The sequence below is a fragment of the Streptococcus iniae genome, assembly GCF_030732225.1.
Lineage (GTDB): Bacteria > Bacillota > Bacilli > Lactobacillales > Streptococcaceae > Streptococcus > Streptococcus iniae.
Genome location: NZ_CP132230.1, coordinates 772985 through 798231, shown reverse-complemented (window position 1 = coordinate 798231; position 25247 = coordinate 772985). Strand labels below are relative to the sequence as shown.

The window sequence follows — 25247 nt, the reverse complement described above, 5'->3', positions numbered from 1 at the left end:
TAGACAAAACCTATCCGTAACGAAAAATTGATGAATTTAGAAAACTACTACTACATAAAGAAAACTCTTAGAAATACTGATATAACAGTGTTCCCAAGAGTTTTTTCTTGTTCAAAAGTAAGAAAAAACTTGAAGAAAATTTCCCAAAATGGACGTTTTCTTCAAGTTGGTAAGCTATCTGCTCTTTTTATTTAATGATTTTTTGTGTTTGAGCGTATTTTGCTTCAACAGCTTCTTTTTCAGCTTTCCACCACTCTTCATGGTCTTGATACCATTTGATTGTATCTTCAATACCAGCTTCAAAATTTGTAAATTCAGGAGTCCATCCTAATTCTTCACGTAGGCGAGTTGAGTCAATGGCATAACGTAAATCATGTCCAGCACGGTCAGTAACATGATCGTAGGCGTCTTTTGGTTGACCCATTTTTTCAAGAATTAATTCAAGTACTTCTTTATTATTTTTTTCACCATCAGCACCAATCAGGTAAGTTTCACCAATTTGACCTTTGGTTAAAATCGCCCATACACCAGTTGAGTGGTCATTAGTATGAATCCAGTCACGGACGTTTTTACCTTCACCATAAAGTTTTGGTTTAATACCTGCTAAAATATTTGTTATTTGGCGAGGAATAAACTTCTCAATGTGCTGATATGGGCCATAATTGTTTGAACAGTTTGAAAGGGTTGCTTGAACACCAAATGAGCGAACCCAGGCTTTAACAATAAGGTCTGAAGCAGCCTTAGTCGATGAATAAGGTGATGACGGGTTATATTTTGTTTCAGAAGTGAACTTTTCACCTGGTCCTTCACCATGTCCTGGTAAATCTTCACGTAGTGGAAGATCTCCATAAACTTCATCGGTTGATACATGGTGGAAACGAATTCCATATTTACGAACAGCTTCTAGTAAAGTGTAAGTTCCAATAAAGTTTGTATGGATAAATGGACTTGGATCGTTTAATGAATTATCATTGTGACTTTCCGCAGCGTAATGTACGATTGCATCAGCTTTAGCAGCCAATTGATCAACTAATTCTGCATCAGCAATATCTCCAACAACAAGCTCAACACGATCACCAAGAATGGCTTCAATATTAGCACGGTTTCCGGCATAAGTTAATTTATCCAAAACAGTAATGTGAACGTCTGGATGATTATTATAAACATAGTGTACAAAGTTTGAACCGATAAAACCAGCTCCACCTGTCACAATAATATTTTTAAATTCTGACATCTTATTTCCTTAATGTAATTTCTTTTATAAATCTTCTGCTTTAAGAGCTTTAACATCTTTTAACATTGGATGATTTTTATCAGCTTCTGACACTTCTGCTTCTTCAATATTTTCCCACTTAATACCTAAGCTTGGATCAGCATAGTTTACAAAAGCATATTTAGGTTTTAATTCCAATGCCCAGTAATCATTAACTAAGTAGCTATAAGAGACTTTGTCTGATAAAACTTGGAAACCATTAGCAACACCACGCGGAACAAAGATACCTTTTGAAGCATCAATAACCGTTTGGTAAGTTTGACCAAAAGAATCCCCTTCACGTAAATCTACCCAAGTTCCAAGAACTTTACCTTCGTCTGCTACTGAAATGTATTTATCCCAAGGTTCTGCATGTAAGCCACGTAAAACATTTTTTCGTGAAAAACTGACATTGTTTTGTAATTTCCCCTCTTTAAAGAAAGATTCTGGAAATCCTAGGGGAAGCATTTTTTCTTTTTGAAAATTTTCTTTAAACCAACCACGGTTGTCACCGCGAACTGGAATATCAAATTCAATAAGTCCTGGAATAGCTTCAATAGGACGGGCAGCTAATTCTTTATCAAAAAACTCTTGAGACATTAAGCTTCTCCAATCAATCTAAGTAGGTATTGGCCATACTCGTTTTTCTTAAGGGGTTGGGCGGACTTGTAAACATCTTCTTTTGTGATGTAACCCATGCGATAGGCAATTTCTTCAAGATTAGCCACTTGTGCATTTTGCAAGCGTTGCACTGTTTCAATGTACTGCGCTGCTTCAAGTAAGCTTTCGTGTGTTCCGGTATCTAACCAGGCAAAACCTCGTCCCATCAATTCAACTGACAAGTCACCACGTTCAAGGTAAGCTTTGTTGACATCTGTAATTTCAAGTTCACCGCGCTCTGATGGTTTGATGTTTTTAGCAATCTCTACAACATCATTATCATAGAAATAAAGACCAGTCACAGCAAAGTTTGATTTTGGCACTTCAGGCTTTTCTTCGATAGAAACAGCATTCATGTTCTCATCAAACTCAACCACACCAAAACGTTCTGGATCTTTGACCTGATAACCAAAGACAGTTGCTCCTTTTTCTTTAGAAGCAGCATTTTGTAACATTTTAGTCAAACCATTGCCATGGTAGATATTATCTCCCAAAATCAAGGCAACATTATCATCACCAATGAAATCTTCGCCAATGATAAAAGCTTGAGCCAATCCATCAGGACTTGGTTGTTCTGCATAGGATAAGGAAATCCCAAACTCTGAACCATCACCTAATAAATCTTCAAAACGTGGAAGATCTTGAGGGGTTGAAATGATTAAAATCTCCTTGATTCCAGCCAACATTAAAGTTGATAGTGGATAGTAAATCATTGGTTTATCGTAAATTGGCATCAATTGTTTTGATGCTGCGCGGGTTAATGGGTACAAACGTGTCCCAGATCCTCCTGCAAGAATAATACCTTTCATCGTTAATCTCCTATTATTAAAATCTTTATTATTTTAACACTTTTTGTAAGCCTTGTCACTTTTTAGCTTGATAAACATAGTTTTCAAGACTATAATCAGAAAGCTTTAGAGAAGTCTCTTTTTCCAATAGTAAGTTGACCAACTCTTTTCCAATTAGTGGACCTATGGTCAATCCTGACGAACCTAAACCACTAGCTGCATATACTCCTGACATTCCAGGAACAAAACCAAAGAAAGGAAGAAAGTCGCTTGTATATGCTCGTGTCCCCACACGATATGATTTTGATTTAGCCTGATTCATTTTAGGAAAATAATGCCTTGCTTGACCTTCTAAACTGTCTAAAACTCTACTACTTTCTGTTAAATCATAGCCCTTGTCATTTTCATGACTAGCACCAACAGATAGTTTTCCATTTGCAAATGGAATAATATCAATTTCCCCTTCTGGCATCAGCAAAGGGTAGTCATCTGTGACAAGGTCGTCAAAATAGTAATCACATAGTTGGCCTTTTTGAGGTCTGACATCAACATGATAAGCAAGTGGTTCAAGAATTTCTCCCAACCAAGCGCCACTTGCTAAGATTACCTTGTCAAAGGTTTGCCCAGCAATTTCATAACCATTTTCAGATATGACTAGACTCACTTTTTCTGAGATTAGTGGGAATTTAGCGGCTTCTAATAAGGTTTTTACTAATTGTGCTCCATCGACACGCGCAGCTCCTGAGGCATATAAAACTTTCTGAAAGCCTTCTAAGTCAGGGAAGGTCTGCTTTACCTGGTCAATGGTCAAAAAGTCCAAGTCTCCTATTAGAGGGGAGTCCACATGGCGTTTTTTTGCGATCTCGTAAAGTTCCTCTAATGCTGCTTCTTTTTTTTTGACCAAATAAACACCTGTCTGCTTATAAAAATCTGTGATATAGCCATCTGCTATCACATCTGAAACCAATTCTTGGTAAAAGTCAGCTCCTAGCCTTGCCAATTGGTACCAGGCTTTATTGCGCCGTTTGGAAAACCAAGGACATATAATACCAGCCGCAGCTTTTGTTGCTTGTCCTTTTCCATAGTCGAAAATTGTTACCTTTTCCTGACCATATTTTCTGAGGTAGTAGGCCGCTGTCGATCCAACAATACCACCACCAATAATTGCAATTTTCATTTTTATCCTATCCTAAAGCGACATCCATAATCATCATAATAACAAAGCCCATCATCAAGCCCATAGTTGCAAGGTCAGTATTACCATTTGTTTGTGATTCTGGAATGAGTTCTTCTACAACAACAAAAATCATTGCCCCTGCGGCAAAAGAAAGGGCATAGGGTAAAATCGGTAACATAGTCATAACTAAGGCCGCACCAAGTACTGCTCCGATTGGCTCAACAATTGCAGACATTGCCCCCCAATAGAAAGCCTTTAAGCGCGTTTTGCCATCTGCTCGAATTGGAATAGAAAGGGTTGCTCCTTCTGGGATATTTTGCAAGCCAATGCCAATAGCTAAACCTAGTGCACCTAGTAGTGCCGCTTGAGACATTTGACCATGTGCTAAAGCACCAAAAGTGACCCCGACAGCCAATCCTTCCGGAATATTATGAATGGTTATGGCTAAGAATAAAAGGGCTGTTTTTGATAATTTTTTAGCTGGCTGAATGCCCTCTACCTCTGATACTTCCTTGTCTAAATGCAAATGGGGCACAAGAGCATCAACACTACGTAAAAATAAACCTCCAACCATAAAGCCAACTGCTGCAGGTATCCATGACCAGTTACCGTATGTAGGTTTGGCAAATTCAATTGAAGGAGCTAATAGAGACCAAAAAGAAGCTGCAATCATTACGCCAGCAGCAAAGCCCATCATTAAATCAAGCAGTTTACGGCTTATCTTTTTAAAGAAAAAAACAATAGCAGCACCAAAAATTGTGCATCCCCATGTAAACAAACCAGCTAAAAATGCCATAAAGACTGGATCTTGCTTGGCAATCCAATTCATTCCCATTTCCTCTTATAAGTGGCTAAAAGGGTTTGTTGATTCTGAACTTTCAAGAACTTGAAGGTCCCAACCCCTGTCACTTTTCCATTCTCTTAATTTCGATGCGATTTTTTCAATAAATAGAACCTCAATATGGTGTCCTGGATCTATGGCATAAAGCCCTTCTGTTAACATTTCTTGTGCTGTATGATAATAAAGATCACCGGTAATATAAACTTGGGCACCTTTTTCAAGAGCACTAGTGTAAAAATCATCTCCACTGCCACCACAAATTGCAACACGACTAATGGTTGGATTTGCCTGATTATAGCGAATTATTCTAACAGCATCTAAAGCAAATATAGTTTTCACTTTTAAAGCTAATGCTTCCAAGGTCATCTCGTCCACATCGCCAATACGACCAATACCAAAACCTTCTTGAGTTTCACAGAGATACTCGGTATTTTTAATGTTTAACAGCTGACAAAACCAATCATTCAAACCATCTGGAACAATATCAATATTAGTATGACTAACATAAACAGCAATATCGTGCTTCACCAAATCAAGTAAGATATCCCTTTGAGGAGATGAGACCAAATCCTTAAGACCTTTGAAGATTGGAGCATGTTTTGTAATGATCAAATCAACCTTGTTGCTAATAGCCTCACGAACAGTTGCTTCACGAACATCTAAAGTTACCATTACTTTTTTGACAACCTTATCTAAGCTTCCGATTTGTAAACCAACCACATCGCCAGAAAGAGATAACTGAGGGGGACAATAGGCTTCATATACCTCGATTAGTTCACTTGCCTTCATCTGAAATAGCCTCCTTAATGGTTTGCATTTTTTGCTTAATAGCTGAGCGGTCTAGCAGGTTATCCTCTGGGATACAAGATAAAGCATACTCTAACTTATCAAACTCTCTTGACCATTTCTCTTTGAAAATCTGTGTTTTTTCAAGACCTAGGATAGGACCAAAACGTAATTCCTTAGCAGCCATAACTTGTTGACCATGTTCTGCAACAATGATTTCATAATACTTATCATTTTCAGCCAGGATGCTCTCTGCAACAATTTGAAAGTGATTCGTTTGAAGCCAACTACGCAAATCATCTTCTCTGTTATTAGGCTGTAGAATAAGGCGTTCAACAGTGGTTAATTTCTCTTTACCTGCCTCTAAAATATCAGCGATAAGTCTTCCGCCCATGCCGCAGATAGTAATGACCTTAATCTGATCACTTGGCTCAAAGGCTGCTAAACCATTAGCTAACCTAACTTCAATTTTTTGTGCTAAACCATATTCTGACACATTTTTTAATGCCGATTCAAATGGTCCTTTAACAACCTCTCCAGCAATAGCTGAGGAAATCTTGCCATTTTCTAAAAGGAAGATTGGCAAATAAGCATGGTCACTGCCGACATCAAGTAACTTACTGCCATTTGGCACAAAATGTGCAACATTTCGTAAGCGTTGCGATAGATTTATTTCCATTAATCATTCTTTCTATATCTAAACTTATAAAAATACTTATATCAATTATACCAAATTTAGCCTCATAAAAAAAGAAAGCCTGATTAAGCTTTCTTAGGTAAACTAGTTTCTTTGTAATAAAGACAATAAGATTGCAAGGGGCAAATGTCACATTTAGGATTTTTAGCCAAACAATGGTAACGTCCAAAGAAAATCAGACGATGATGTGTGATAACCCAATCTTTTTTAGGAATCTTTTTCATTAAATCTGCTTCAATTTCAGAAACATCAGCATCTTGGGCAGAAATAGCCAAGCGTTTTGAAACGCGAGCCACATGGGTGTCTACAGCAATTCCTGGGATACCATAAACTTCACCTAAGACAACATTTGCTGTCTTGCGGCCAACTCCAGGTAAACTTTCAAGTTCTTTATGGGTTTTAGGAAGTTCTCCATGAAATTGTTGCAAAATCAAATTAGCCGTTTTAATAATGTTCTTAGCCTTATTTTTATATAAACCAATCGTCCGTAAACAATTTTCAACATCGCTTAAATTGGCCGCTGCTAAATCTTCAATCTCTGGGTATTTTGCCCACAGTAATGGGGTTACCTTATTAACAGCCTTATCTGTTGTTTGAGCAGATAAAATGACCGCAATTAATAATTGAAAAGGTGTTTGCCAAACCAATTCTCCTTTTGCTTCTGGAAACATCTCACCAATGATGGTAAGCACTTTCTTAAGCCGCTCTTTTCCAATTCTCATTGGTCACTCCAAAGGTTCATTGCTGTTAAAAAATCATCTGATAAAGCATGTTCTGATGCTTTATCATCTTCTCTTGCTCTGCGTCTTTCTTCAATTTGGTAAAGATTGTTTATACCTTCTTTACGCCAATTTCTTAAAATAGCTTGGATATATTTCCAGTTAGCTTTACCATTAAAAACAGCTTCTTTCAAGGCTTCTCTAACCAATTCAATGTCCGTTTTATCGTCTTTGATGGTTTTTTCTAAGTCTTCTAACTCAAAGGGACTCAAGAATCGTCCTAATTCCCGCTCAAATTCACCAACAATTTTCTGAAATTGGTTAACAGAGTCTTCTGAGACTGTCTCTGTTTGCTTTTTAGATGCCCTTAAACTATCCAATTTAGCCAAAGCAGGACTAGCATCAAAAATAGTTTCAATTTCACCGGATAGTTCAATGGTTTTCATGTCTAACAAGTCTTGACTGGTCAAATTTGCAATAGATTTGTTAACTTCGGCAACTGTCTTCCCCAAAGCATTGGCAATTTGGCTAGGCATAACATCATCTATTTTGGTTGTGTTTTGCAGATAATAAAATTGCCAGACTAAAAAATCATCTGTGTTTGTAAAAATATCTTTAAAATGAAAAAGCAAGGCACTGGGAAATACCAGATTGCCTGACTTATATTCTTCAAAAAAACTCATAGACCCTCTATTAAGATTTCTCGCTTGGACAAATCTCTTCTATTACTTGATTGTCTTGGGATTAGCCTGGGAAATTCATTAATACTTTATAGTCAATATCCCCAAGTGCATCACGACCATTTAGGCCATCTAATTCAACAAGAAAGGCACAGCCTGCTACTACACCACCTAATTTTTGAATCATTTCGATAGTTGCTTTAACAGTACCACCTGTTGCAAGTAAATCATCAACAATCATCACACGTTGTCCTGGTTTAATAGCATCAGCATGCATTGTTAAGGTATCAAAACCGTATTCTTTTTCGTAGTCAGCAGAAACCACTTCACGTGGTAATTTGCCTGGTTTACGCACTGGTGCAAAACCAATTCCCAATTCTACGGCAACTGGACAACCAATAATGAAGCCGCGTGCCTCTGGTCCAACAATCATGTCAATCTCTTTATCACAAGCATATTGTGCGATTTCACGGATTGCATAACTATATGCTTTACCATCAGCCATTAAAGGAGAGATATCACGGAAAGTGATTCCTTCTTTAGGGTAGTCTTCAATTGATGCGATATACTTTGTTAAATCCATAATTCTTTTTTCTTTCTAGTGGCTTTTTGCCAAAATTAAATACTCTTCATTATATCACGAAAAGCGCTTTGCGTAAATTATGACTTCATATTATCTTTAAATCAAAAAGGAAATCTTATTGCTCCTTAAGATAGGCAAAGATTTCTTCTGGTGTTGCTAGTGCCATGATTTCTTGCATTTTAACCAACTCTTTTAAATCTTGATAAATTTGACTACTGTCAATTGCTTTTTTCTCAGCATTTTTGATGACCGTCATAACCCCATCTTCAATTGAAACAAAGCCTAATTCTTCAAAAATTTGAATCATTTTAATCACTAAAAGCTTATCAATTTTTAAGTATTGGCTGAGTTCATTTAGTTTGAAACGGATGTCAAATTCTGGAAATTGATAGATGGTTTTATACAATCTTGCAAACTGCTCTTTTGTGCCAAAACCTGATAAATAGTAGGGTTTTTCAATTCTATTTTTAAAATAAACAGCGTCAAAGTCATTGGTTTGAATCAATTCTTTTAGGTCATCCAAGTTATCTGGAATATGATCAATTAATACCTGCCTACTATCACTCTTGTCAAAAATATTAGGAACATGTTGAGGAACTGTCGCATTTTTTGCCCTAACATCAAAAAGTTGCAAACCATGAACACGTGCATCCACTAACATTAATTGAAGGCTAGTATTTCCATTCCAAGTATTGACTGATAAGGTAACAACTAACTCAAGACCTTTAACTTGTTGAAACTCTTGGCTAAGATGACCTTGATTAAAGGCTAAGACATCTGTCTCCACAGATGCTTTTTGAATGCGCAATTTCAAATGTTTATTATCAGCACCTAAAGTTCTAGCTTGAACTAATGTAAAGTCTTTTACTAAAAAAAGTGGCTTTGTGTTGTCCATACCAAATGGTGCCAATTGATTGAGAGATTTCAAGGTCTCAAGACTGAGCTGACTCAAATCTAATTCCTGATCAATATGTAAACTATTTTTTTGTTGGCAATCGATGTTATTTTCAGCAATATAAGCAGATAAAGATTCCGACAAAGCTTCAAGATTTTTGGCAGGTAATGTCATGCCAGCAGCGCCAGGATGCCCACCAAATGCCGTTAAAAGACCTTTATCTCTGTTAAGTGCTTCAACCATATTAATAGCTTCGATACTTCTGGCAGAGCCTTTAGCGATTCCATTGTCAATAGCTAAAACAATAACGGTTTGACTGATTTCTTCCATGATACGTCCAGCTACAATCCCTAGAACTCCTGGATGCCAACCTTCTTTAGCCAAAACCTGAATAGGTCTATCAAGATTGATCATTTCTTTAGCTTGATCAAAGATAGCTTGAACCAATTCTTTACGTTCTTCGTTTTTTTCATTGATCATGACTGCTATTTGCTGAGCTTCTTCTTCATCAAAACCTGTCAAGAGTTCTAAAGCTGGGTTTGGATCATCAAGCCTCCCTAATGCATTTAATTGCGGGGCTAATTTGAAACCGATAACATCCTCATTAAACTGATCAAAATCAACATTAGAAAGTGCCATTAATTCTTGGAGACCAACACGCTCGCTAGCTTTTAGAACCTGTAGACCATTTTTGACCAAAACACGGTTTTCATCACGTAAACTCACCATATCTGCGATAGTCCCAATAGCAACCAAATCTAAAAATTCTGTTGGAATACTTTCTAATAAAGCAGTCGCCAACTTAAAAGCAACACCACAACCTGCAAGTTTTTGAAAAGGATACTGTCCTTCTGGATGCTCTGGATGAATAATGGCATAGGCATTTGGCAAATCATCAGGCAAATGATGATGGTCTGTTACAATAACATCCACACCATTTTCTTGGGCATAGTCAATAGCTTCGTGACCAGCAACACCATTATCTACAGTAATAATAAGACTAACTGCCTCTTGATCCATAAAATATTTATAGACACTTTTGTTGGGGCCGTAACCATCAGTAAAACGATTTGGCAGATACACTAACGGTTCTGACCCCATCATCTCAAGGGTTTCTTTCATGATAGAAGCTGCCGTCATGCCGTCTGCATCATAATCACCATAAACCAAAATAGTTTCAGCATTTTCAATAGCTTGACGAATTCGGCCAACAGCCTTATCCATTTGGTAAAGCAAATAAGGATTATGTAATGAGGACAAATCGGCCTTTAAAAATTGAGACAGACTGTTCTCATCTTTTATGCCTCTTTCAAAGACAATTTCAGCGGCTTCTTTCGTTAAACCTTGTGCTTTGGCAAGCTTAAAGAAGCCAGCATCTGGCTCCTCTTCTTGTATTTTCCATTTGTATTTACTTCTTATCATTTGAAATTAAAAACCTTTCTGGCAAGATAATCAGACGTTTTTGGAAAAAGAGTATAACATTTGTGTGCCACGGCTAAAAGCCAAGGGAGATTGAGTTCACGTTTATTTTTCCCTAAAATTGAGACAATTTTTTTGGCAACTGCTTCTGGTTGCAAGGTTAGTTTACCAACACTCTTTAAGTAATCTCCTGACGGGTCAGCCAGATCAAAAAAATGAGTCGCAATTGGGCCTGGATTAACAGTTGTCACAAAAACACCCTTATCAGCTAATTCAAGCCTTAAGGCATTAGAGAACCCAATCATGGCAAACTTAGTAGCGGAATAAATCGTTGAACGTGCTGAAGCAATTAATCCTGCCATAGAAACAATATTAAGAATATGCCCATGTCCTTGTTCTGCCATATGTTGCGCCACAAGTCTAGAAAAATGAATGCTGGCCAAGGTATTAACCTCAAACATTTCTTCAATTTCGTCACTGGTAAAATCGTTATAATCTTTAAAAAGTCCAAAACCAGCATTATTGATAAATACATCAATGCTACCATGTTCTGAAAAAAGTGTTTGTAAAACTGACTCTATAGCCTTACTGTCTTTGATATCCATTCCAATAGCAGAAATATGTGAGGCTTTAGCATAACGTTTCTCAAGTTTCTCTTTACTTCTACCAATTAAAATAATTTTATCTTCTTTAGGAAGCTGTCCAATGATTTCTTGAGCCAAACCACCTGAAGCACCCGTAATAACAATTGTTCTTGGTGACATTAAATGCTCACTTCCTCTAAATCTCTAACCATCTTAACATTCTCAAAAATACTTGCTGCATCTTTTTCCATCTGACGGCAATCACGCCCTAGAAAACGTGCTGAAACATGGTTTAAAAGCAACAATTTAACAGATGCTTCCTTAGCAATTTGAGCAGCCTGCATGTTGGTTGCATGCCCATGATTTTTAGCTAGACGTTCATCACCTTTACCATATGTTGACTCATGAACTAAAACATCTGCGTTTTCAGCTAGTCGTTGACTGGCAAGTGACTTCCTTGTATCACCTAAAATAGTAATAATTTTACCCTTTTTAGGTTGAGAGATATAGTCTGCTGCCTTGATAACAGTCCCATCGTCTAAAGTAACATCTTGTCCGTTTTTCACTTTACCAAATAAAGGACCAAAGGGAACACCTGCTGCTTTTAAGGCTTCGGCATCCAAGGTACCTTCTAAATCTTTTTGAACAATACGATAGCCAATACAAAAAATGGTATGGGCTAGTTTTTCAGCATAAACTTCAAACTTATCTGTTTCTAAAATTTTCCCTAAGGCATCTTCTCTTAATTCATTAAAATGAACTTTGTAAGGCAAACGTGACCCTGATACTTGAAGACTTGTTTCCACAAACCGTTTCACACCAACAGGCCCATAAATGTCAATATCAGTCTGCTCTTCACTTGCTTGAAAGGAGCGGCTTGCTAGAAAACCTGGTAAGCCAAAAATATGATCCCCATGCAAATGGGTAATGAAAATCTTCTTAATTTTGCGAGGTTTGATTGTCGTTTCTAAAATTTGACGTTGAGTCCCCTCACCACAATCAAACATCCAAACTTCATTAATTTCATCCAGGAGTTTTAAAACTAAACTAGATACATTCCGTTGCTTGGCGGGCTGACCAGCACCCGTCCCTAAAAATTGTAATTCCATACACTCTATTCTTTCTGTTAGGTTCTATTCTTTAATATATAATGTAAATTCTCTTTGCTCAAATCCATAGAAAAATTGCCCCTTAAATTGCTGGCTCACTTCTTTTAACTCTTCAAGGTTAAAGCTTTTTAGCAATATTAGATGCTCATCAATACGGAATCCTTCTGTTAATAAATTATCAGGTAAGCTTAATTTGTTTTGTTTGGATGACTCAAAAGGATTAGCAGACATCTTAATGTGTTGATGATCAACAAAAACCAAGTAGTGTGGAAAAATTTGTGCTAACTCAAAACAAACATCAGGCTTAATAGCTTGTTCTTCTTCAGAAAACACAAGAGCAAGTTCTGCACCTTCTTGATAAGAAAAGCCATAAGATTTTCCTGACAGATTAAGTCTAACAAATGGTTTTTCTTCGGCAAAACTTGGTTGATTCTGATAAAGAGCAAGTTCTTGAGACAGCTTATAATAATAATCTGTAGCTGCTTGAGGGCCTTGTTTCTGGTAAATCTCTGCAAAATAGGCATTAATAACACTTGGTGGTGGTGTGATAAGGGCCAGCTTTTGCTCATGGTTTAAGGGTTGTTTTAAAAGATTTTCTAAATACTTAACATCTAAACTGGTAAAGCCTCCATAGGCTAAAGCTAACTCACAATAATCAGTCATATAATTCTTCTAATCTCCATTTGTTTTTGGCAGCAATATAACCCGAAATTTCTTCTATTTCGTCTTCAAATGAGTAATGATCAAGTAATGCAATCTTATGTAATTCATAGAGCTTATACAATTTTTCTTGACTTACTTTTACCGAAAAAGGCTCAAAAATATCTCTGATTTGATCAATCAATAAGCGCCTTAAAGTATCACGACTCTTGGGATCTTTAGCAGAAACTCTAACATTAGGAAAAGCCGTTGCTCTTAAGTAATCAACTTGATCCATCTTGTTATAAATAGCTAATCTTGGGATTTGTAACATGTCTAAATCCCTTAAAATAGTTGTTACAACTTTTTCGTGCTCAGCATGGTTGGGGTCACTAGCATCAATAACATGTAAGAGTAAATCAACATGTTTGCTTTCTTCTAGAGTTGATTTAAAAGCTGCTACAAGTTCTGTTGGTAAATCTTGGATAAAGCCTACAGTATCCGTTAAAGTCGCTTGAAATTGATTTTGTAAATAAATTTGTTTGGTCGTTGCATCAAGTGTCGCAAACAATTCATTTGCTTCATAATGTGAATTTTCAGTTAACACATTCATGATAGTTGATTTACCAGCATTTGTGTAACCAATCAAACCAATTTTAAAGGTGTCTGAAGCAAGTCTCTTATCACGAATAGTCTGTCTATTTTTCTCAACGATAGCCAGTTGGCGTTCAATGTCTGTAATCTGATGACGAATAGAGCGACGGTTTAACTCCAATTGACTCTCACCAGGACCTCTACTACCAATTCCGCCAGCTTGCCTACTCAACATAACCCCTTGCCCAACAAGACGTGGTAACATGTATTTTAGTTGTGCCAGATGAACTTGCAATTTGCCTTCATGGCTTTTAGCCCTCATGGCAAAAATATCCAAAATCAATTGCATCCTATCAATAACTTTTACACCCATTTCAGCTTCTAAATTAGAATTTTGACGTGGGGTCAAACGATTATTGACAATAACCGTGTCAATTTCTTCAGCATCAACAATCTCCTTTAACTCTGCTAATTTTCCAGAGCCAATAAAGGTCTTACTATCATATTTATCACGTTTTTGGCTGTAGCTACTAATCACTTCAGCTCCTGCAGTTTTAGCAAGACTAGCCAATTCTTCCATTGACATGGCAAAATTTTCAGTATTTTGCAGTTCAACTCCTAGAACAATCACACGTTCTTTTTCTCGTTTTGTTTCTGTCAATACCATTGCTTGTCCTCCAAATTCCGTAACTGCTATTATACCATAAATTCTAGTTGTATTTGGTAATCGACCCCTTAACTTTTAAGGAAATTATCTACCTTTTCTAAGATAAATTCAGGGTAGTCTTTATCCGTAATCTTGTAAAAAGGAGTTGCCATTCGATTTCGAAACCAAGTCAGCTGTCTCTTGGCAAAGCGTCTTGTATTTTGCTTTAGTTGCTGACTGGCTTCTTCTAAACTGATTTCTCCCTTAAAATAGGGGAAAAACTCCTTATAGCCGATAGCACGGCTAGCCTGAGCCTCTGGATAGTTCTCAAAGAGCATTTTAGCTTCATCTAAAATCCCACTTTCAAGCATCACATCAACGCGAGCATTAATGCGTTCATAAATCAGTTGACGCTCATCATTTAAACCAATTAATAAGGGGTTATAGGCAGTCTCTTTATTTTCCATAGAATGACCAAATTCAGCCAACTCTAAAGCTCTGATAGCTCTTCTACGATTGATTTGATCAATGACAATCCCCTTATCAGCCACTGCTTGATACAAATCAGCACTTTCTCGCTCTTCCAGACGTTTACGGTAATCCAATAAAGCTTCTTGATCCAGTTTTCCACCTAAATGATAACCTTCTAGTAAACTCTGTAAATAGAGTCCTGTGCCCCCAACAATAATGGGAACTTTTCTTTTAGCAACTATCTGCTCAATTGCTTGAGTGGCATCATTAACAAAATCAAAGGCAGAGTAGTTGTCATCAATTTCCCTAATATCAATTAAGTGATGTTTGGCAGCTGCTTGCTCTTTAGGACTTGCTTTTGCGGTCCCAATATCAAGTCCTTTATAAACTTGTTGACTATCCCCAGAAATAATTTCTCCATTAAAAGCTTGTGCTAACGTTATCCCCAGACTTGTTTTTCCAACAGCTGTTGGCCCTACGACTACTATAATTTTTGTTTTCATTATGCTCTTTCTATTAAAAGGGTCTTACTGACATCTTTTTCTTGATATTTAACTCTTTTTTCGTTACCATATATTATAACACAAGAGGCAGAGTCATTAAAAATGTCCCGCCATAGAAACGGAGTAAGAGTATGACTAAGAAATATCAATTTGCTAAAGGTTTAGCTACAGGTGTTTTAGCCACTGCTGCCACTGTTGCAGGAGCTATCTTTGCAGTTCAAAAAACCATTATTGAACCAGAAGAAGAAAAAGAAGCTTTCATTGAAGAAAATCGTAAAAAAGCCGCACGTCGCCGTGTAGCTCGTTAGTCACATAAAAACAGTTGGTTTTGTTAAGAACCAACTGTTTTTTGTGATTGTAAAAACCTTATATAGAGAACTAGCACATAAGTCACTAGCACTAAAGCTATGGCTAATTCAGGATAGACTAACAAGCTCACAAGACCTTTTATGCCTAAGAAGCTCAGCGCCATTTTCAGGGAAGTTGCACTAATAACATAAGGAAATGTAAAGGCTGAAAAGCCTGGGGTAAAAGGTCGCTTCAAAAGTTTAGGCAGCTGCCATATGACAAAAACGTAAAGAGTTTGAGACGAAAATAGTAGGAAAACTACCATACTTGTTTTGGGATGGGGAAATGTTGACAGGTATCCTGCAAGTAATAAGGATAAAGGTGCACAAAAGGTCGAAATATTTGGCAAAAAGGCATCTGGTAATCCTATCTGATAGGTTTTTTTTAAAAGAATCGGGAAGATAATAATAGTCATCACAAGGCAAATCCAAAAGACAACTTGCCCCAATGTGAAAGCCTTGCTGGCAGGTGCTGTTAGTGATGACATGGCAACCCCTACAAAGAGCACTGTCCAAGAAGGGTAAACATTTTCCCATTTAAAAGCAAAGACAAAACGGTTAAGGTAATAGGCAATTAAAATGAGATTTGAAATCAGATTCATCCACCAAAAAACAGTTCCTACAAGTGCCCAACCACTTTGTATTAAAAATGAGGCAAAGAGCATTCCCACCATAAAGAAGGTTGGAAAAACAGAGGCAACAATCGGCAATTTTAATTGATTTAAAGCCTCTTTGGGATGACGAATAATTCCCATAATTAGTAAGCTATACATGATCAGAGCTAAAGGAATTGTCAGCCATTTTACAGCTGGTAAAAAGCCAGCAAGAAGATTTCCTAAAGCCATTGTTCCTAAGATTAATCCTGAAAAAACTAGCGGAGGATTTTGATAGTGTCGCATCATAACTGCCTCCCTTACTTAGACAAAGCGATGATTTTTAAAGCGCCTTTTAAAACTAAAGCAAAAATCAAGCTACCAATTATTAAATCCGGAATGGGAGATTGAAAGAAATACACTAGTAAGCTGCTAAGCATCACGCCAATATTTATCACAATATCATTTGACGTAAATAGCTTACTTGCCTTGATATGAACTTCAGTTTGATCTACTTTTAAGACCATGTAATAAGAGATTAGGTTAGCCAGTAAAGCCATTAGAGCAATCACAAACATCCCCAAGGGATTTGGAAGGTAATCGTGATTGAGACATCTGTAAATAACTTGTAGAAAACCTAATAAGGCTAAAATCAGTTGGAAATAGCCAGCTAGTGCTGATACTTTCTTTTTAAATAAGAGTGACTTTCCAACAGCAAATAAGGCCAAGCCATAAACAAAACTGTCAGCCAACATATCAAGACCATCTGCAGCTAGCCCTAAGGAATGCAAGTAGTAACCGGCCAGTTCCTCTAAAATAAAAAAGGCTATATTAATAATCAAAACTTGACCTAAAATGAACTTCTGCAGCATTTGCTTAGTGTCAGTTGCTTCAGCCTCTTCTACAGTAAAGTCTTCTACTAGTTGTGTTTGTAATTTCAAGTCATCAAGGGCTTCTAACAGTTTTTGGCTATCTTCTTGGTGGGTAACTGCTACTTGGTTTTTAGCAAGATTTACCTTAATAGTCTGGACCTTCTCGAAATTTCCTAGGACAATCCTTACTAGTTGCTCCTCACTTGGGCAATCCATACCTTTTAACTCAAAAATAGTTTTTCGTTGTGTCACTTTAATCACCTTATTCTTATCTTTTATCCATTAAAAACAAAGTCTATTATACCATAGAAAATCATAAAAAGACCTAGTCAAACTAGATCTTCATTACTTAAACAGCCGCCATTTCAGGTAAAACTTCTCCAAGTGCAGCAAGGCGATCCGCCCATTCTTGACGTGTTAGGCCATTTTCTGAAACGTATCGATTGCGCTCATGAGCACGGCATTCTGGTGAACAGCCACGAAGGTATTTAGCTTCATTTTCTTCTGAAGCAAAAATTTGATCGTTACAAAATGGGTTAGCACAATTCACATAACGCTCACATGGTTGCCCATCAAAGTAATCTTTACTGATGACTACAGGGTTAACATGGTTAATTGGCACAGCAATACGTTCATCAAAAACATACATAGCACCATCCCAAAGTTCACCTTGAACTTCTGGATCTTTACCATAAGTTGCAATACCACCATGTAATTGGCCAACATCCTTAAACCCTTCACGGACCATCCAGCCTGAGAATTTTTCACAGCGAACACCACCTGTACAGTAGACAACAACACGTTTTTCCATGAATTTATCTTTATTATCACGTACCCATTGTGGTAAATCACGGAAATTACGGATATCTGGACGAATGGCACCACGGAAGTGACCAAGGTCATATTCATAATCATTTCGCGTGTCCAAAACAACGGTATCTTCATCAAGCAAGGCTTCTTTGAATTGTTTAGGATTTAAATACTCACCCGTTACTTCAAGAGGATTGATATCATTATCAAAATCATTATCTTCAAGTCCTAAATGAACAATTTCTTTTTTGTAGCGAACAAACATTTTCTTGAAAGCTTGCTCGTCTTCTTCATCCATTTTAAACCAAAGGTCAGAAAAACGTTCATCACTGTGAACCCAGTCCATGTACTTTTGAGTTGTTTCATAATCACCAGAAACAGTTCCATTAATACCTTCATCAGCAATCAGAATTCTTCCTTTTAAACCAATAGATTTACAAAAAGCAAGGGTTTTTTCTGCATATTCTTGGGCATTTTCAATGGCAACATATTTATAATAGAGTAGGACTCTAATTTTTTCAGACATAGTATCTCCTATAATAAAATTCACTTTAATAGAACTATTATAGCCTCACTATTTCTCAGCTTGCAATAAATTTGCTTGCGCATAAAATCACAAGAACTAAGTTCAAGGCAAGTTTCAATTAATTGACTTGACTTATCTTTTGTGTCAGAATAACCTTACTATAAGAAATAAATAACTAATCTTAGAAAAGGCAAAATCAAATAGGAGAAAAAAATGACTTACGAATTGTGTTTAGAATACGGAACTTATCCCTTGACAATAGCTGATGCTCAATTTGGACAAGATACTGTTATTCCCGATTTCATTAAAGAAGATCACTTACTCCTAAGTAAATTAGAGAACATGAATAAGCTTTTTCATGAGTTATTTTTAACCATTGAGTGTCAGTTTCACTATGTTGGTTATGATAAGCCTGAAAAACGCCAAGAAATTAAAAAATTATACGCTGAAGTAAGCCAATACCTTCAGGAAAATTACCCTAACCACGATATTATTATTACAAAACTGTTAGTCGCTTAAAGAAAAAAACACTGGAAATCTTTAATTTCCGGTGTTTTTTTATGTATTAATTAAAGGGACTTCCAAATATCTTGGTTGTATTGTTCAATGGTACGATCAGATGAGAAGAAGCCTGCTTTTGCAATGTTCTTGATAACTTTTGTCATCCAAAGCTCTTGATCTTCATAATCTGCTAACATTTTCTCTTTAACAGTAATGTATTCAGCAAGGTCAATTAGGGTCATAAACCAGTCTTTACTGATTAATTCATGATGTAATCTTTCAAGTCTTTCCGCATTTCCTAATGCTAGCACTTCTTGACTGACAATGAAATCTACTGCAGCTTTAATGGCTGAGTCCCCTTGGTAATACTCTTTTGATACATAAGATGCATTGGCATACAAATCAATAATGGTATCTGAATCTTTACCAAATGTGTAGATGTTGTCCATGCCGGCTAGCTCTGCAATTTCAACATTGGCACCATCCATTGTTCCTAGTGTCAAAGCACCATTAAGCATGAATTTCATATTACCAGTCCCTGAAGCTTCTTTTGAAGCCAGTGAAATTTGTTCTGAAATATCTGTTGCAGGAATAAGATGTTCTGCTACAGTCACATTGTAATTTTCAACTAAATGCACATTCAAATAGGGACTCACTTCAGGGTCATTATTGATTAATTCTGATAAGCAAAGAATTAAATGAATGATGTCTTGTGCAATGATGTATGCTGGAGCAGCTTTTCCTCCAAATATCACGGTAATTTTACGTTTAGGAAGGTTCCCTTTTTTGATTTCTAAATATTTGTGAATCACATACAGGGCATTCATTTGTTGACGCTTGTACTCGTGGAAACGTTTGATTTGTGTATCAATAATAGAGTTCTCGTCTAATTCAATCCCTTTATTATCTTTCAAATAGCGTTTTAAACTTAATTTATTAGCATGTTTAATATCAGCAAGTTTGGTGTGAACTTCTTTATCATCAGCAAAAGCCATTAATTTTTCAAGTTTTGTAGCATCTGTTAAATAGTCATCACCAATTAGGTCTTTGATATAATCAGCAAGATCTTGGTTAGCAAATTCTAACCAGCGACGGAAAGTAATCCCATTTGTCTTGTTGTTAAATTTGTCAGGATACAATTCATAGAAGTCTTTTAACTCACTGTTTTTTAAGATTTCTGTATGAAGCGCAGCTACCCCGTTAACAGATGTCGCAAAGTGAATATCCATATGTGCCATATGAACACGACCTGTTTCATCAATAATTTGAAGACTAGCATCGGATACTTTTGCTCTGATCAGTTCATCTAATTTTTCAATGATTGTAACAAGATGAGGAACGACTTCATTTAAGAATTCTAATGGCCATTTTTCAAGAGCTTCTGCTAAGATGGTGTGATTAGTGTATCCAACCATGCTTGATACAATGGTAACAGCTTCTTCAAAGGCAATGTCATGTTTTTCTGTTAAGAGACGAATTAATTCTGGAATAACCATTGATGGGTGCGTATCATTAATTTGAACGTAAGCATAGTCAGCCAAATCATGAAGGTTTGAACCACGTTCTATAGCTTCATCAATTAATAATTGCGCAGCATTTGAAACCATGAAATATTGTTGGTAAATACGGAGCAATTCTCCATTTTTATCGGAATCATCTGGGTACAAAAAGAGTGTCAAGTTTTTAGCAATGTCCGTTTTATCAAATGAAATACCATCTTTAATCAGGCCATAGTCAACCCCTTCAATATCAAAAAGGTTCAAATAGTTTTTGCTTTCACGTTTATAGCCCAAAACATCAATGCGATCAAGACGTGATTTCAAGGTAAAGTTTTTGAAGGGCACATCATAAGTTACATCTGTTGGCACCAACCATGACTGGTCTTCAATCCAGAAGTTTGGCTCTGCTTCTTGTTCGTTATGATTGAAGACTTGCTTGAAAAGACCACAATGGTAGTTTAAGCCAACGCCTTCCCCGTTAATTCCAAGTGTTGAAATAGAGTCAATAAAGCATGATGCTAAACGGCCAAGCCCACCATTTCCAAGAGAAGGTTCTAATTCCACATCTTCTACTTCTGCAAGAGATTTGCCTGCTGCGGCAAGTTCTTCTTTGATGCCTTTATAAATCCCAAGATTAATGAGATTATTTGACAGTAATTTTCCAATTAAGAACTCCGCAGAAATGTAGTAAACCTTGCGTTTGGCAGTGTTTTTTGACATTTGGCGAGCTTCTTCTTTAACAAAATTTAGCAATGAAAGGTAAATTTCTTGATTTGAAGCTTGTGAAAGTGTTTTTCCAAGTTGCTTTTCAGTGTAAGTTGTAAACGTCGTCATAATATCCCCTTATTCTTTAATTCTTCAGACTTGTATTTGCTCGACCGTAGAGTTCTGTCAAGCCAATTAAATAATCTTTGTCAGCTTCTGTTAAATCATCCGCTAACATACGCCATTGCCAGTTTCCACCAACAGTATTAGGCATGTTCATACGGCTATCTGCATCCTTATCCAGTAAATCTTGCATGCATAGGATTGCAATATTCCCAACAGAGGCAAAAATAGTTCTTAACATCGCTTCTGTAATGCGTTCACCTTCAGCACGATGCAAATACTTATCAACAAAACGTGCCTGTTGAACAGTCAAGTTTTCATACCAACCATTAACAACTTCGTTATCATGTGTACCACAATAAACGATGCTATTTGTATCAAAGTTATGTGGCAAGTCAATGCTTTGACTAGTCACATCATATAGGCCGAATTCTAAAATTTTCATTCCAGGAAAGCCTGTGGCAGCCAGTAACTGCTCTGCTTTTTCATCAATATACCCGAGGTTCTCAGCAATAATTGGCAAATCACCTAATTTTTCACGAACTGTTTCAAAGAGTTCAAAGCCAGGTGCTGACGCCCAACGGCCATTTCTAGCTGTTTTATCACCGCCAGGAATTTCCCAAAAATCAGAGAAGCCTTTAAAATGATCGATACGGACTTTGTCATATATTTTGCAACTCTCTTGAATACGGAATACCCACCAGTCAAAATCAGATGCTTGATGATTTTCCCACTTGTAAATGGGATTGCCCCAAAGTTGACCATCCTCACTAAACCCATCTGCAGGAACACCCGCAATGTATTGAGGTTTCAATTCTTCATCAACTTTGAACAGTTCAGGCATTGTCCATACTTCAACACTATCAGCTGATACATAGATTGGCATGTCCCCAATAATAGAAATATTATTTTCATTAGCATAAGCTTTTAGAGCTAACCATTGTTGATAAAAGAAATATTGGCAAACTTTATGGTAAGAAATAACAGACTGCAATTTTTCTCGGTAAGCTACAAGGGAAGCTTGATCACGTTTGATAATTGCTTTATCATCCCATTCTTGCAAAGCTTTATTGTCAAAATACTCTTTGATAGCCATAAATTCTGCAAAATCAGAAACCCATGAAGCTTCTTTTTCAAAAGCAGCAAGCTTGTCTTTACCATCGCTACTCTTTAAAAAATTAGCAACAGCTTTTTCTAAAATAGGGCGTCTGGCATTAAAAATCAAAGCATAATCAACGGATTCTGGATTTGATCCAAAATCACAAGTTGCAAAATCACTCTCAACAAGGTAACCCTCTTTGACAAGTAAATCAAAATCAATAAAATGAGTATTCCCTGCAATAGCTGAAAATGATTGGTAGGGAGAATCACCAAAACTTGTTGTTGTTAGTGGTAAAATCTGCCAATAAGTCTGCTTACTTTCTTTTAAAAAATCAATGAAATTGTATGCTGCTTCTCCAAAAGTTCCAATACCAAATTTGCCCGGTAATGAACTGATGTGCATCAAAATACCACTTGCGCGTTTCGTCATAATTTTCTCCTTGCTTGATTTATCTATGATGAAATTATAGCGCAACCGTTTGCGTAAGTCAATAAAAAAATAACATTCTTTTCAAAATGCTATTTTATCAATGCTATTTGTGCATGTCTCGTACACTTTCACGGACCTTTAAGGTAAATGGAACTAGAATTTTTTGACTTAGGGAATGGTTATCATCCTTAATAATTTCCATTAATTGTTTAAAACTAGTTTTACCTAGATTATCCACATTAATATCAAAAGTTGTCAGGTAAGGATGCACCAATTTACAGTAGGTTGAGTTATTAAAAGTAATCACAGAAATATCATCCGGAACTGAAATCCCAACGTAAGAAAGCAACTGAATCAGGCGAACGGATAAGATGTCACCGATGACAATTAATGCTGATGGTTTTGATGTGAACATTGTTTTTGTTAAAGCATCAACGTTGAGAGGGTCACTGCGATCAAACAGTAACATCGGTGTTGTTTCTAGACCTATTTTCATACAGCCTTTAAAGTAGCCAATGTAACGTTCTGAAGCAACTTCAGACTCTAAATCATCCGTAATAAATAAGATTTTTTCATGTCCCTTACTATGTAAATAATCAACAGCTGTTTTAGCCATTAACTGATTATCGTTATCGATGTAAGTAATATTATTTTCATCACCTTCAGGAGCCCCTACAATAACAAAGGGAATATTATTAGCCATCAAATATTTACGAACGGGATCGTTTTGCTCAGAATACAAAATAATAAAACCGTCTACCCGTTTTTGAAGATGCATGAGTTTAACTTGTTCTTCCAAAGCTTCTACTGTCATGGCTGTCGCAATTGACACAGTGTAATGATTTACCTTTGCTTCATGCGTAATAGTAGAGAGAATTTGCATAAAGAAAGGTTCACTCAATCTATCTTTAAAGGTGATTGGTGGAAAAACCAAACCGATATTATTTGTCAAACCACTAGCAAGCATTTGCGCAGCAACATTAGGAACATAACCTAAATCACTCATGGCCTTGCGAACTTTATCTTTGGTTTTTTGAGAAATGGAGTGATTATCTTTTAAAACTCTACTAACTGTTGAGGGATTAACTCCTGCTTTTTGAGCAACATCTTTTATGGTTACCATATATGCCTTTCCTATAAGCTATACGCTTTGATACTCTAACTCTTCCATGTTTTTTTCCATTATACAATTATCTAATCAAAAAGCAAAGTTCTTTCTATTTCAATCATTATTTTTTTCAAAACTAAAAAAATCATGTTTTAAACAAAAATTTTTAAAAAAAGTATTGACATTCTCTGCAAACGGTTGCATAATAGAGGTATAAAATATTTCTTAGGAGGAAATAGCTATGAAGTCATGGCAAAAAATTATCGTTAGCGGAGCAAGTTTAACACTTGCTAGTACACTTTTAGTTGGATGTGCATCTGGTTCTAAAGAAAAAACAGAATCAGCATCAGGTACAGACGCTAAAACTATCAAACTTTGGGTTCCAACAGGAGCTAAAAAGTCTTATGCTGATGCTGTTGCTAAATTTGAAAAAGATTCTGGTTTCAAAGTAAAAGTTGTTGAATCAGAAGATCCAAAAGCACAAGAAAAAATCAAAAAAGATGCAAGCACAGCTGCTGACGTATTCTCTCTTCCTCATGACCAACTTGGTCAACTTGTAGAATCTGGTACCATTCAAGAAGTTCCAGAAGAATACACAAAAGACATCGCTGCTACAGCAACTGAACAAGCTGTTGTCGGTGCACAATATAAAGGAAAAACTTACGCATTCCCATTTGGAATTGAATCACAAGTTCTCTTCTACAATAAAGAAAAATTAAGTGCTGACGATATTACATCATACGAAGCAATCACAAGCAAAGCTACTTTTGGTGGTAAATTTAAACAAGCCAACTCATATGCAACTGGTCCTTTATTCATGTCAGTTGGAAACACACTTTTTGGTGAAAAAGGTGAAGATGTTAAAGGAACAAACTGGGGCAACGAAAAAGGTGCAGCAGTTCTTAAATGGGTTGCTGATCAAGCAAACAATAAAGGTTTTGTTAACTTAGATGACAACAATGTAATGTCTAAATTTGCTGAAGGTGCTGTTGCTGCATTTGAAACTGGCCCTTGGGACTATGCTGCTGCTCAAGAAGCAATTGGTAAAGACAAACTTGGCGTTGCTGCTTATCCTAAAGTAACCATCGGTGGTGAAACTGTTCAACAAAAAGCTTTCTTAGGTGTTAAATTATACGCTGTTAACCAAGCACCAGCTAAAGGTGATACAAAACGTATCGCAGCAAGCTACAAATTAGCATCATACCTTACAAATGCTGAAAGCCAAAAAAATCAGTTTAAAACACGTAACATCGTTCCAGCTAATAAAGATATCCAAGCTTCTGAAGAAGTTCAATCAAATGAACTTGCTAAAACAGTTATCACTATGGGATCTTCAAAAGATTACACTGTTGTTATGCCAAAACTTAGCCAAATGGCAACATTCTGGACTGAAAGTGCTGCTATCCTAAGTGACACATATAATGGTAAAATTAAAGAAGGCGACTACTTAGCTAAATTACAACAATTTGACAAAGACATCGCTGCTACAAAATAACTTGTTCTAGCACTATATTAAAAGGTCCAAAACAGACTTGAGTTTGATCTCACTAGCGTTATCTACTCATTATCTTAGGAGTGGAACCGAGCTC

General features: G+C 36.6%; 25 protein-coding genes. 3 read left to right on the top strand and 22 right to left on the bottom strand.

Annotated elements, in window-relative coordinates; all coding sequences use genetic code 11:
- Positions 1–187: 187 nt before the first annotated feature.
- The 16 genes from rfbB to miaA all read right to left on the bottom strand — a co-directional run bounded on the left by rfbB (position 188) and on the right by miaA (position 15046).
- The gene (rfbB, locus tag Q9317_RS03880) at positions 188–1234 is read right to left on the bottom strand and encodes a dTDP-glucose 4,6-dehydratase (protein ID WP_003099214.1); all 1047 of its coding nucleotides are present in this window, start codon (positions 1232–1234) and stop codon (positions 188–190) included.
- 24 nt (positions 1235–1258) lie between these two features.
- A complete protein-coding gene (locus Q9317_RS03875) occupies positions 1259–1852 on the bottom strand; it encodes a dTDP-4-dehydrorhamnose 3,5-epimerase family protein (RefSeq protein WP_003099213.1) in 594 nt (197 codons plus the stop codon).
- Positions 1852–2721, bottom strand: coding sequence for a glucose-1-phosphate thymidylyltransferase RfbA (gene rfbA / locus Q9317_RS03870; RefSeq protein ID WP_003099211.1), 870 nt, complete (start codon positions 2719–2721; stop codon positions 1852–1854). The genes Q9317_RS03875 and rfbA overlap by 1 nt, the downstream gene beginning before the upstream one ends.
- 55 nt (positions 2722–2776) lie before the next feature.
- Entirely contained in the window at positions 2777–3877 is a 1101-nt protein-coding gene (locus Q9317_RS03865) for an NAD(P)/FAD-dependent oxidoreductase (RefSeq protein ID WP_305981579.1), read from the bottom strand.
- 7 nt (positions 3878–3884) lie between these two features.
- Positions 3885–4706, bottom strand: coding sequence for a ZIP family metal transporter (locus tag Q9317_RS03860; protein WP_003099206.1), 822 nt, complete (start codon positions 4704–4706; stop codon positions 3885–3887).
- A gap of 12 nt (positions 4707–4718) precedes the next feature.
- A complete protein-coding gene (locus Q9317_RS03855) occupies positions 4719–5507 on the bottom strand; it encodes a Nif3-like dinuclear metal center hexameric protein (protein WP_003099205.1) in 789 nt (262 codons plus the stop codon).
- Positions 5494–6183 carry a tRNA (adenine(22)-N(1))-methyltransferase gene (locus tag Q9317_RS03850; RefSeq protein ID WP_003099203.1) on the bottom strand — a complete coding sequence of 230 codons (690 nt, stop codon included), beginning with the start codon at positions 6181–6183 and terminating at the stop codon, positions 5494–5496. The genes Q9317_RS03855 and Q9317_RS03850 overlap by 14 nt, the downstream gene beginning before the upstream one ends.
- A gap of 83 nt (positions 6184–6266) precedes the next feature.
- On the bottom strand, positions 6267–6923 hold the full coding sequence (nth, locus tag Q9317_RS03845) for an endonuclease III (RefSeq protein WP_003099202.1): 657 nt from the start codon (positions 6921–6923) through the stop codon (positions 6267–6269).
- Positions 6920–7603: a DnaD domain-containing protein gene (locus Q9317_RS03840; RefSeq protein WP_003099201.1), complete on the bottom strand. Its 684-nt coding sequence runs from the start codon at positions 7601–7603 to the stop codon at positions 6920–6922. The genes nth and Q9317_RS03840 overlap by 4 nt, the downstream gene beginning before the upstream one ends.
- 61 nt (positions 7604–7664) lie before the next feature.
- Positions 7665–8183, bottom strand: a complete 519-nt coding sequence (locus tag Q9317_RS03835) for an adenine phosphoribosyltransferase (RefSeq protein WP_003099199.1) — start codon at positions 8181–8183, stop codon at positions 7665–7667.
- A gap of 115 nt (positions 8184–8298) precedes the next feature.
- A complete protein-coding gene (recJ, locus tag Q9317_RS03830; RefSeq protein ID WP_003099196.1) occupies positions 8299–10500 on the bottom strand; it encodes a single-stranded-DNA-specific exonuclease RecJ in 2202 nt (733 codons plus the stop codon).
- Complete coding sequence (locus Q9317_RS03825; RefSeq protein ID WP_003099194.1) at positions 10497–11261, bottom strand: SDR family NAD(P)-dependent oxidoreductase; 765 nt, start codon at positions 11259–11261, stop codon at positions 10497–10499. Before Q9317_RS03825 ends, recJ begins: the two co-directional genes overlap by 4 nt.
- Entirely contained in the window at positions 11261–12190 is a 930-nt protein-coding gene (gene rnz / locus Q9317_RS03820) for a ribonuclease Z (RefSeq protein WP_003099192.1), read from the bottom strand. The genes Q9317_RS03825 and rnz overlap by 1 nt, the downstream gene beginning before the upstream one ends.
- Before the next feature lie 24 nt (positions 12191–12214).
- Complete coding sequence (locus tag Q9317_RS03815; RefSeq protein ID WP_003099191.1) at positions 12215–12853, bottom strand: hypothetical protein; 639 nt, start codon at positions 12851–12853, stop codon at positions 12215–12217.
- Positions 12846–14084, bottom strand: coding sequence for a GTPase HflX (hflX, locus tag Q9317_RS03810; protein ID WP_031239142.1), 1239 nt, complete (start codon positions 14082–14084; stop codon positions 12846–12848). Before hflX ends, Q9317_RS03815 begins: the two co-directional genes overlap by 8 nt.
- 74 nt (positions 14085–14158) lie before the next feature.
- Positions 14159–15046 carry a tRNA (adenosine(37)-N6)-dimethylallyltransferase MiaA gene (gene miaA / locus Q9317_RS03805; protein ID WP_031239141.1) on the bottom strand — a complete coding sequence of 296 codons (888 nt, stop codon included), beginning with the start codon at positions 15044–15046 and terminating at the stop codon, positions 14159–14161.
- A gap of 128 nt (positions 15047–15174) precedes the next feature.
- Here miaA and Q9317_RS03800 point away from each other — a divergent pair, with 128 nt between their 5' ends.
- Positions 15175–15351, top strand: coding sequence for a DUF3042 family protein (locus Q9317_RS03800; RefSeq protein ID WP_016355892.1), 177 nt, complete (start codon positions 15175–15177; stop codon positions 15349–15351).
- Between the two features lie 23 nt (positions 15352–15374).
- On the opposite strand, the gene Q9317_RS03795 is transcribed toward Q9317_RS03800, so the two are convergent.
- The 3 genes from Q9317_RS03795 to trhO all read right to left on the bottom strand — a co-directional run bounded on the left by Q9317_RS03795 (position 15375) and on the right by trhO (position 18191).
- Positions 15375–16289, bottom strand: a complete 915-nt coding sequence (locus Q9317_RS03795; RefSeq protein WP_305981615.1) for a TDT family transporter — start codon at positions 16287–16289, stop codon at positions 15375–15377.
- 14 nt (positions 16290–16303) lie between these two features.
- Positions 16304–17107, bottom strand: coding sequence for a cation efflux transmembrane domain-containing protein (locus Q9317_RS03790; protein ID WP_003099181.1), 804 nt, complete (start codon positions 17105–17107; stop codon positions 16304–16306).
- 97 nt (positions 17108–17204) lie between these two features.
- On the bottom strand, positions 17205–18191 hold the full coding sequence (trhO, locus tag Q9317_RS03785; protein ID WP_121791502.1) for an oxygen-dependent tRNA uridine(34) hydroxylase TrhO: 987 nt from the start codon (positions 18189–18191) through the stop codon (positions 17205–17207).
- 213 nt (positions 18192–18404) lie between these two features.
- On the opposite strand from trhO, the gene Q9317_RS03780 reads away from it, so the two are divergent.
- Positions 18405–18710: a hypothetical protein gene (locus tag Q9317_RS03780; protein ID WP_003099177.1), complete on the top strand. Its 306-nt coding sequence runs from the start codon at positions 18405–18407 to the stop codon at positions 18708–18710.
- 50 nt (positions 18711–18760) lie between these two features.
- Here Q9317_RS03780 and glgP read toward each other — a convergent pair whose 3' ends face one another.
- The 3 genes from glgP to Q9317_RS03765 form a co-directional block, all read right to left on the bottom strand.
- A complete protein-coding gene (gene glgP / locus Q9317_RS03775) occupies positions 18761–21025 on the bottom strand; it encodes a glycogen/starch/alpha-glucan family phosphorylase (RefSeq protein ID WP_003099176.1) in 2265 nt (754 codons plus the stop codon).
- Between the two features lie 16 nt (positions 21026–21041).
- Complete coding sequence (gene malQ / locus Q9317_RS03770; RefSeq protein ID WP_003099174.1) at positions 21042–22550, bottom strand: 4-alpha-glucanotransferase; 1509 nt, start codon at positions 22548–22550, stop codon at positions 21042–21044.
- Positions 22551–22653: 103 nt separating this feature from the next.
- A complete protein-coding gene (locus tag Q9317_RS03765) occupies positions 22654–23673 on the bottom strand; it encodes a LacI family DNA-binding transcriptional regulator (protein ID WP_003099173.1) in 1020 nt (339 codons plus the stop codon).
- A 226-nt stretch (positions 23674–23899) separates the two neighbouring features.
- Here Q9317_RS03765 and Q9317_RS03760 point away from each other — a divergent pair, with 226 nt between their 5' ends.
- Positions 23900–25153: an extracellular solute-binding protein gene (locus Q9317_RS03760; RefSeq protein ID WP_003099172.1), complete on the top strand. Its 1254-nt coding sequence runs from the start codon at positions 23900–23902 to the stop codon at positions 25151–25153.
- Positions 25154–25247 lie beyond the last annotated feature (94 nt).

Coding starts and splice junctions, on each gene's coding strand:
- nth (WP_003099202.1), bottom strand. CDS start 6,923: ATGAGAATTGGAAAAGAGCGGCTTAAGAAAGTGCTTACCATCATTGGT.
- rfbA (WP_003099211.1), bottom strand. CDS start 2,721: ATGAAAGGTATTATTCTTGCAGGAGGATCTGGGACACGTTTGTACCCA.
- Q9317_RS03855 (WP_003099205.1), bottom strand. CDS start 5,507: ATGAAGGCAAGTGAACTAATCGAGGTATATGAAGCCTATTGTCCCCCT.
- Q9317_RS03800 (WP_016355892.1), top strand. CDS start 15,175: ATGACTAAGAAATATCAATTTGCTAAAGGTTTAGCTACAGGTGTTTTA.
- Q9317_RS03865 (WP_305981579.1), bottom strand. CDS start 3,877: ATGAAAATTGCAATTATTGGTGGTGGTATTGTTGGATCGACAGCGGCC.
- Q9317_RS03850 (WP_003099203.1), bottom strand. CDS start 6,183: ATGGAAATAAATCTATCGCAACGCTTACGAAATGTTGCACATTTTGTG.
- Q9317_RS03840 (WP_003099201.1), bottom strand. CDS start 7,603: ATGAGTTTTTTTGAAGAATATAAGTCAGGCAATCTGGTATTTCCCAGT.
- Q9317_RS03765 (WP_003099173.1), bottom strand. CDS start 23,673: ATGGTAACCATAAAAGATGTTGCTCAAAAAGCAGGAGTTAATCCCTCA.
- Q9317_RS03795 (WP_305981615.1), bottom strand. CDS start 16,289: ATGCGACACTATCAAAATCCTCCGCTAGTTTTTTCAGGATTAATCTTA.
- trhO (WP_121791502.1), bottom strand. CDS start 18,191: ATGTCTGAAAAAATTAGAGTCCTACTCTATTATAAATATGTTGCCATT.
- glgP (WP_003099176.1), bottom strand. CDS start 21,025: ATGACGACGTTTACAACTTACACTGAAAAGCAACTTGGAAAAACACTT.
- malQ (WP_003099174.1), bottom strand. CDS start 22,550: ATGACGAAACGCGCAAGTGGTATTTTGATGCACATCAGTTCATTACCG.
- recJ (WP_003099196.1), bottom strand. CDS start 10,500: ATGATAAGAAGTAAATACAAATGGAAAATACAAGAAGAGGAGCCAGAT.
- Q9317_RS03825 (WP_003099194.1), bottom strand. CDS start 11,261: ATGTCACCAAGAACAATTGTTATTACGGGTGCTTCAGGTGGTTTGGCT.
- rfbB (WP_003099214.1), bottom strand. CDS start 1,234: ATGTCAGAATTTAAAAATATTATTGTGACAGGTGGAGCTGGTTTTATC.
- Q9317_RS03835 (WP_003099199.1), bottom strand. CDS start 8,183: ATGGATTTAACAAAGTATATCGCATCAATTGAAGACTACCCTAAAGAA.
- Q9317_RS03860 (WP_003099206.1), bottom strand. CDS start 4,706: ATGAATTGGATTGCCAAGCAAGATCCAGTCTTTATGGCATTTTTAGCT.
- Q9317_RS03875 (WP_003099213.1), bottom strand. CDS start 1,852: ATGTCTCAAGAGTTTTTTGATAAAGAATTAGCTGCCCGTCCTATTGAA.
- Q9317_RS03815 (WP_003099191.1), bottom strand. CDS start 12,853: ATGACTGATTATTGTGAGTTAGCTTTAGCCTATGGAGGCTTTACCAGT.
- Q9317_RS03760 (WP_003099172.1), top strand. CDS start 23,900: ATGAAGTCATGGCAAAAAATTATCGTTAGCGGAGCAAGTTTAACACTT.
- rnz (WP_003099192.1), bottom strand. CDS start 12,190: ATGGAATTACAATTTTTAGGGACGGGTGCTGGTCAGCCCGCCAAGCAA.
- Q9317_RS03780 (WP_003099177.1), top strand. CDS start 18,405: ATGACTTACGAATTGTGTTTAGAATACGGAACTTATCCCTTGACAATA.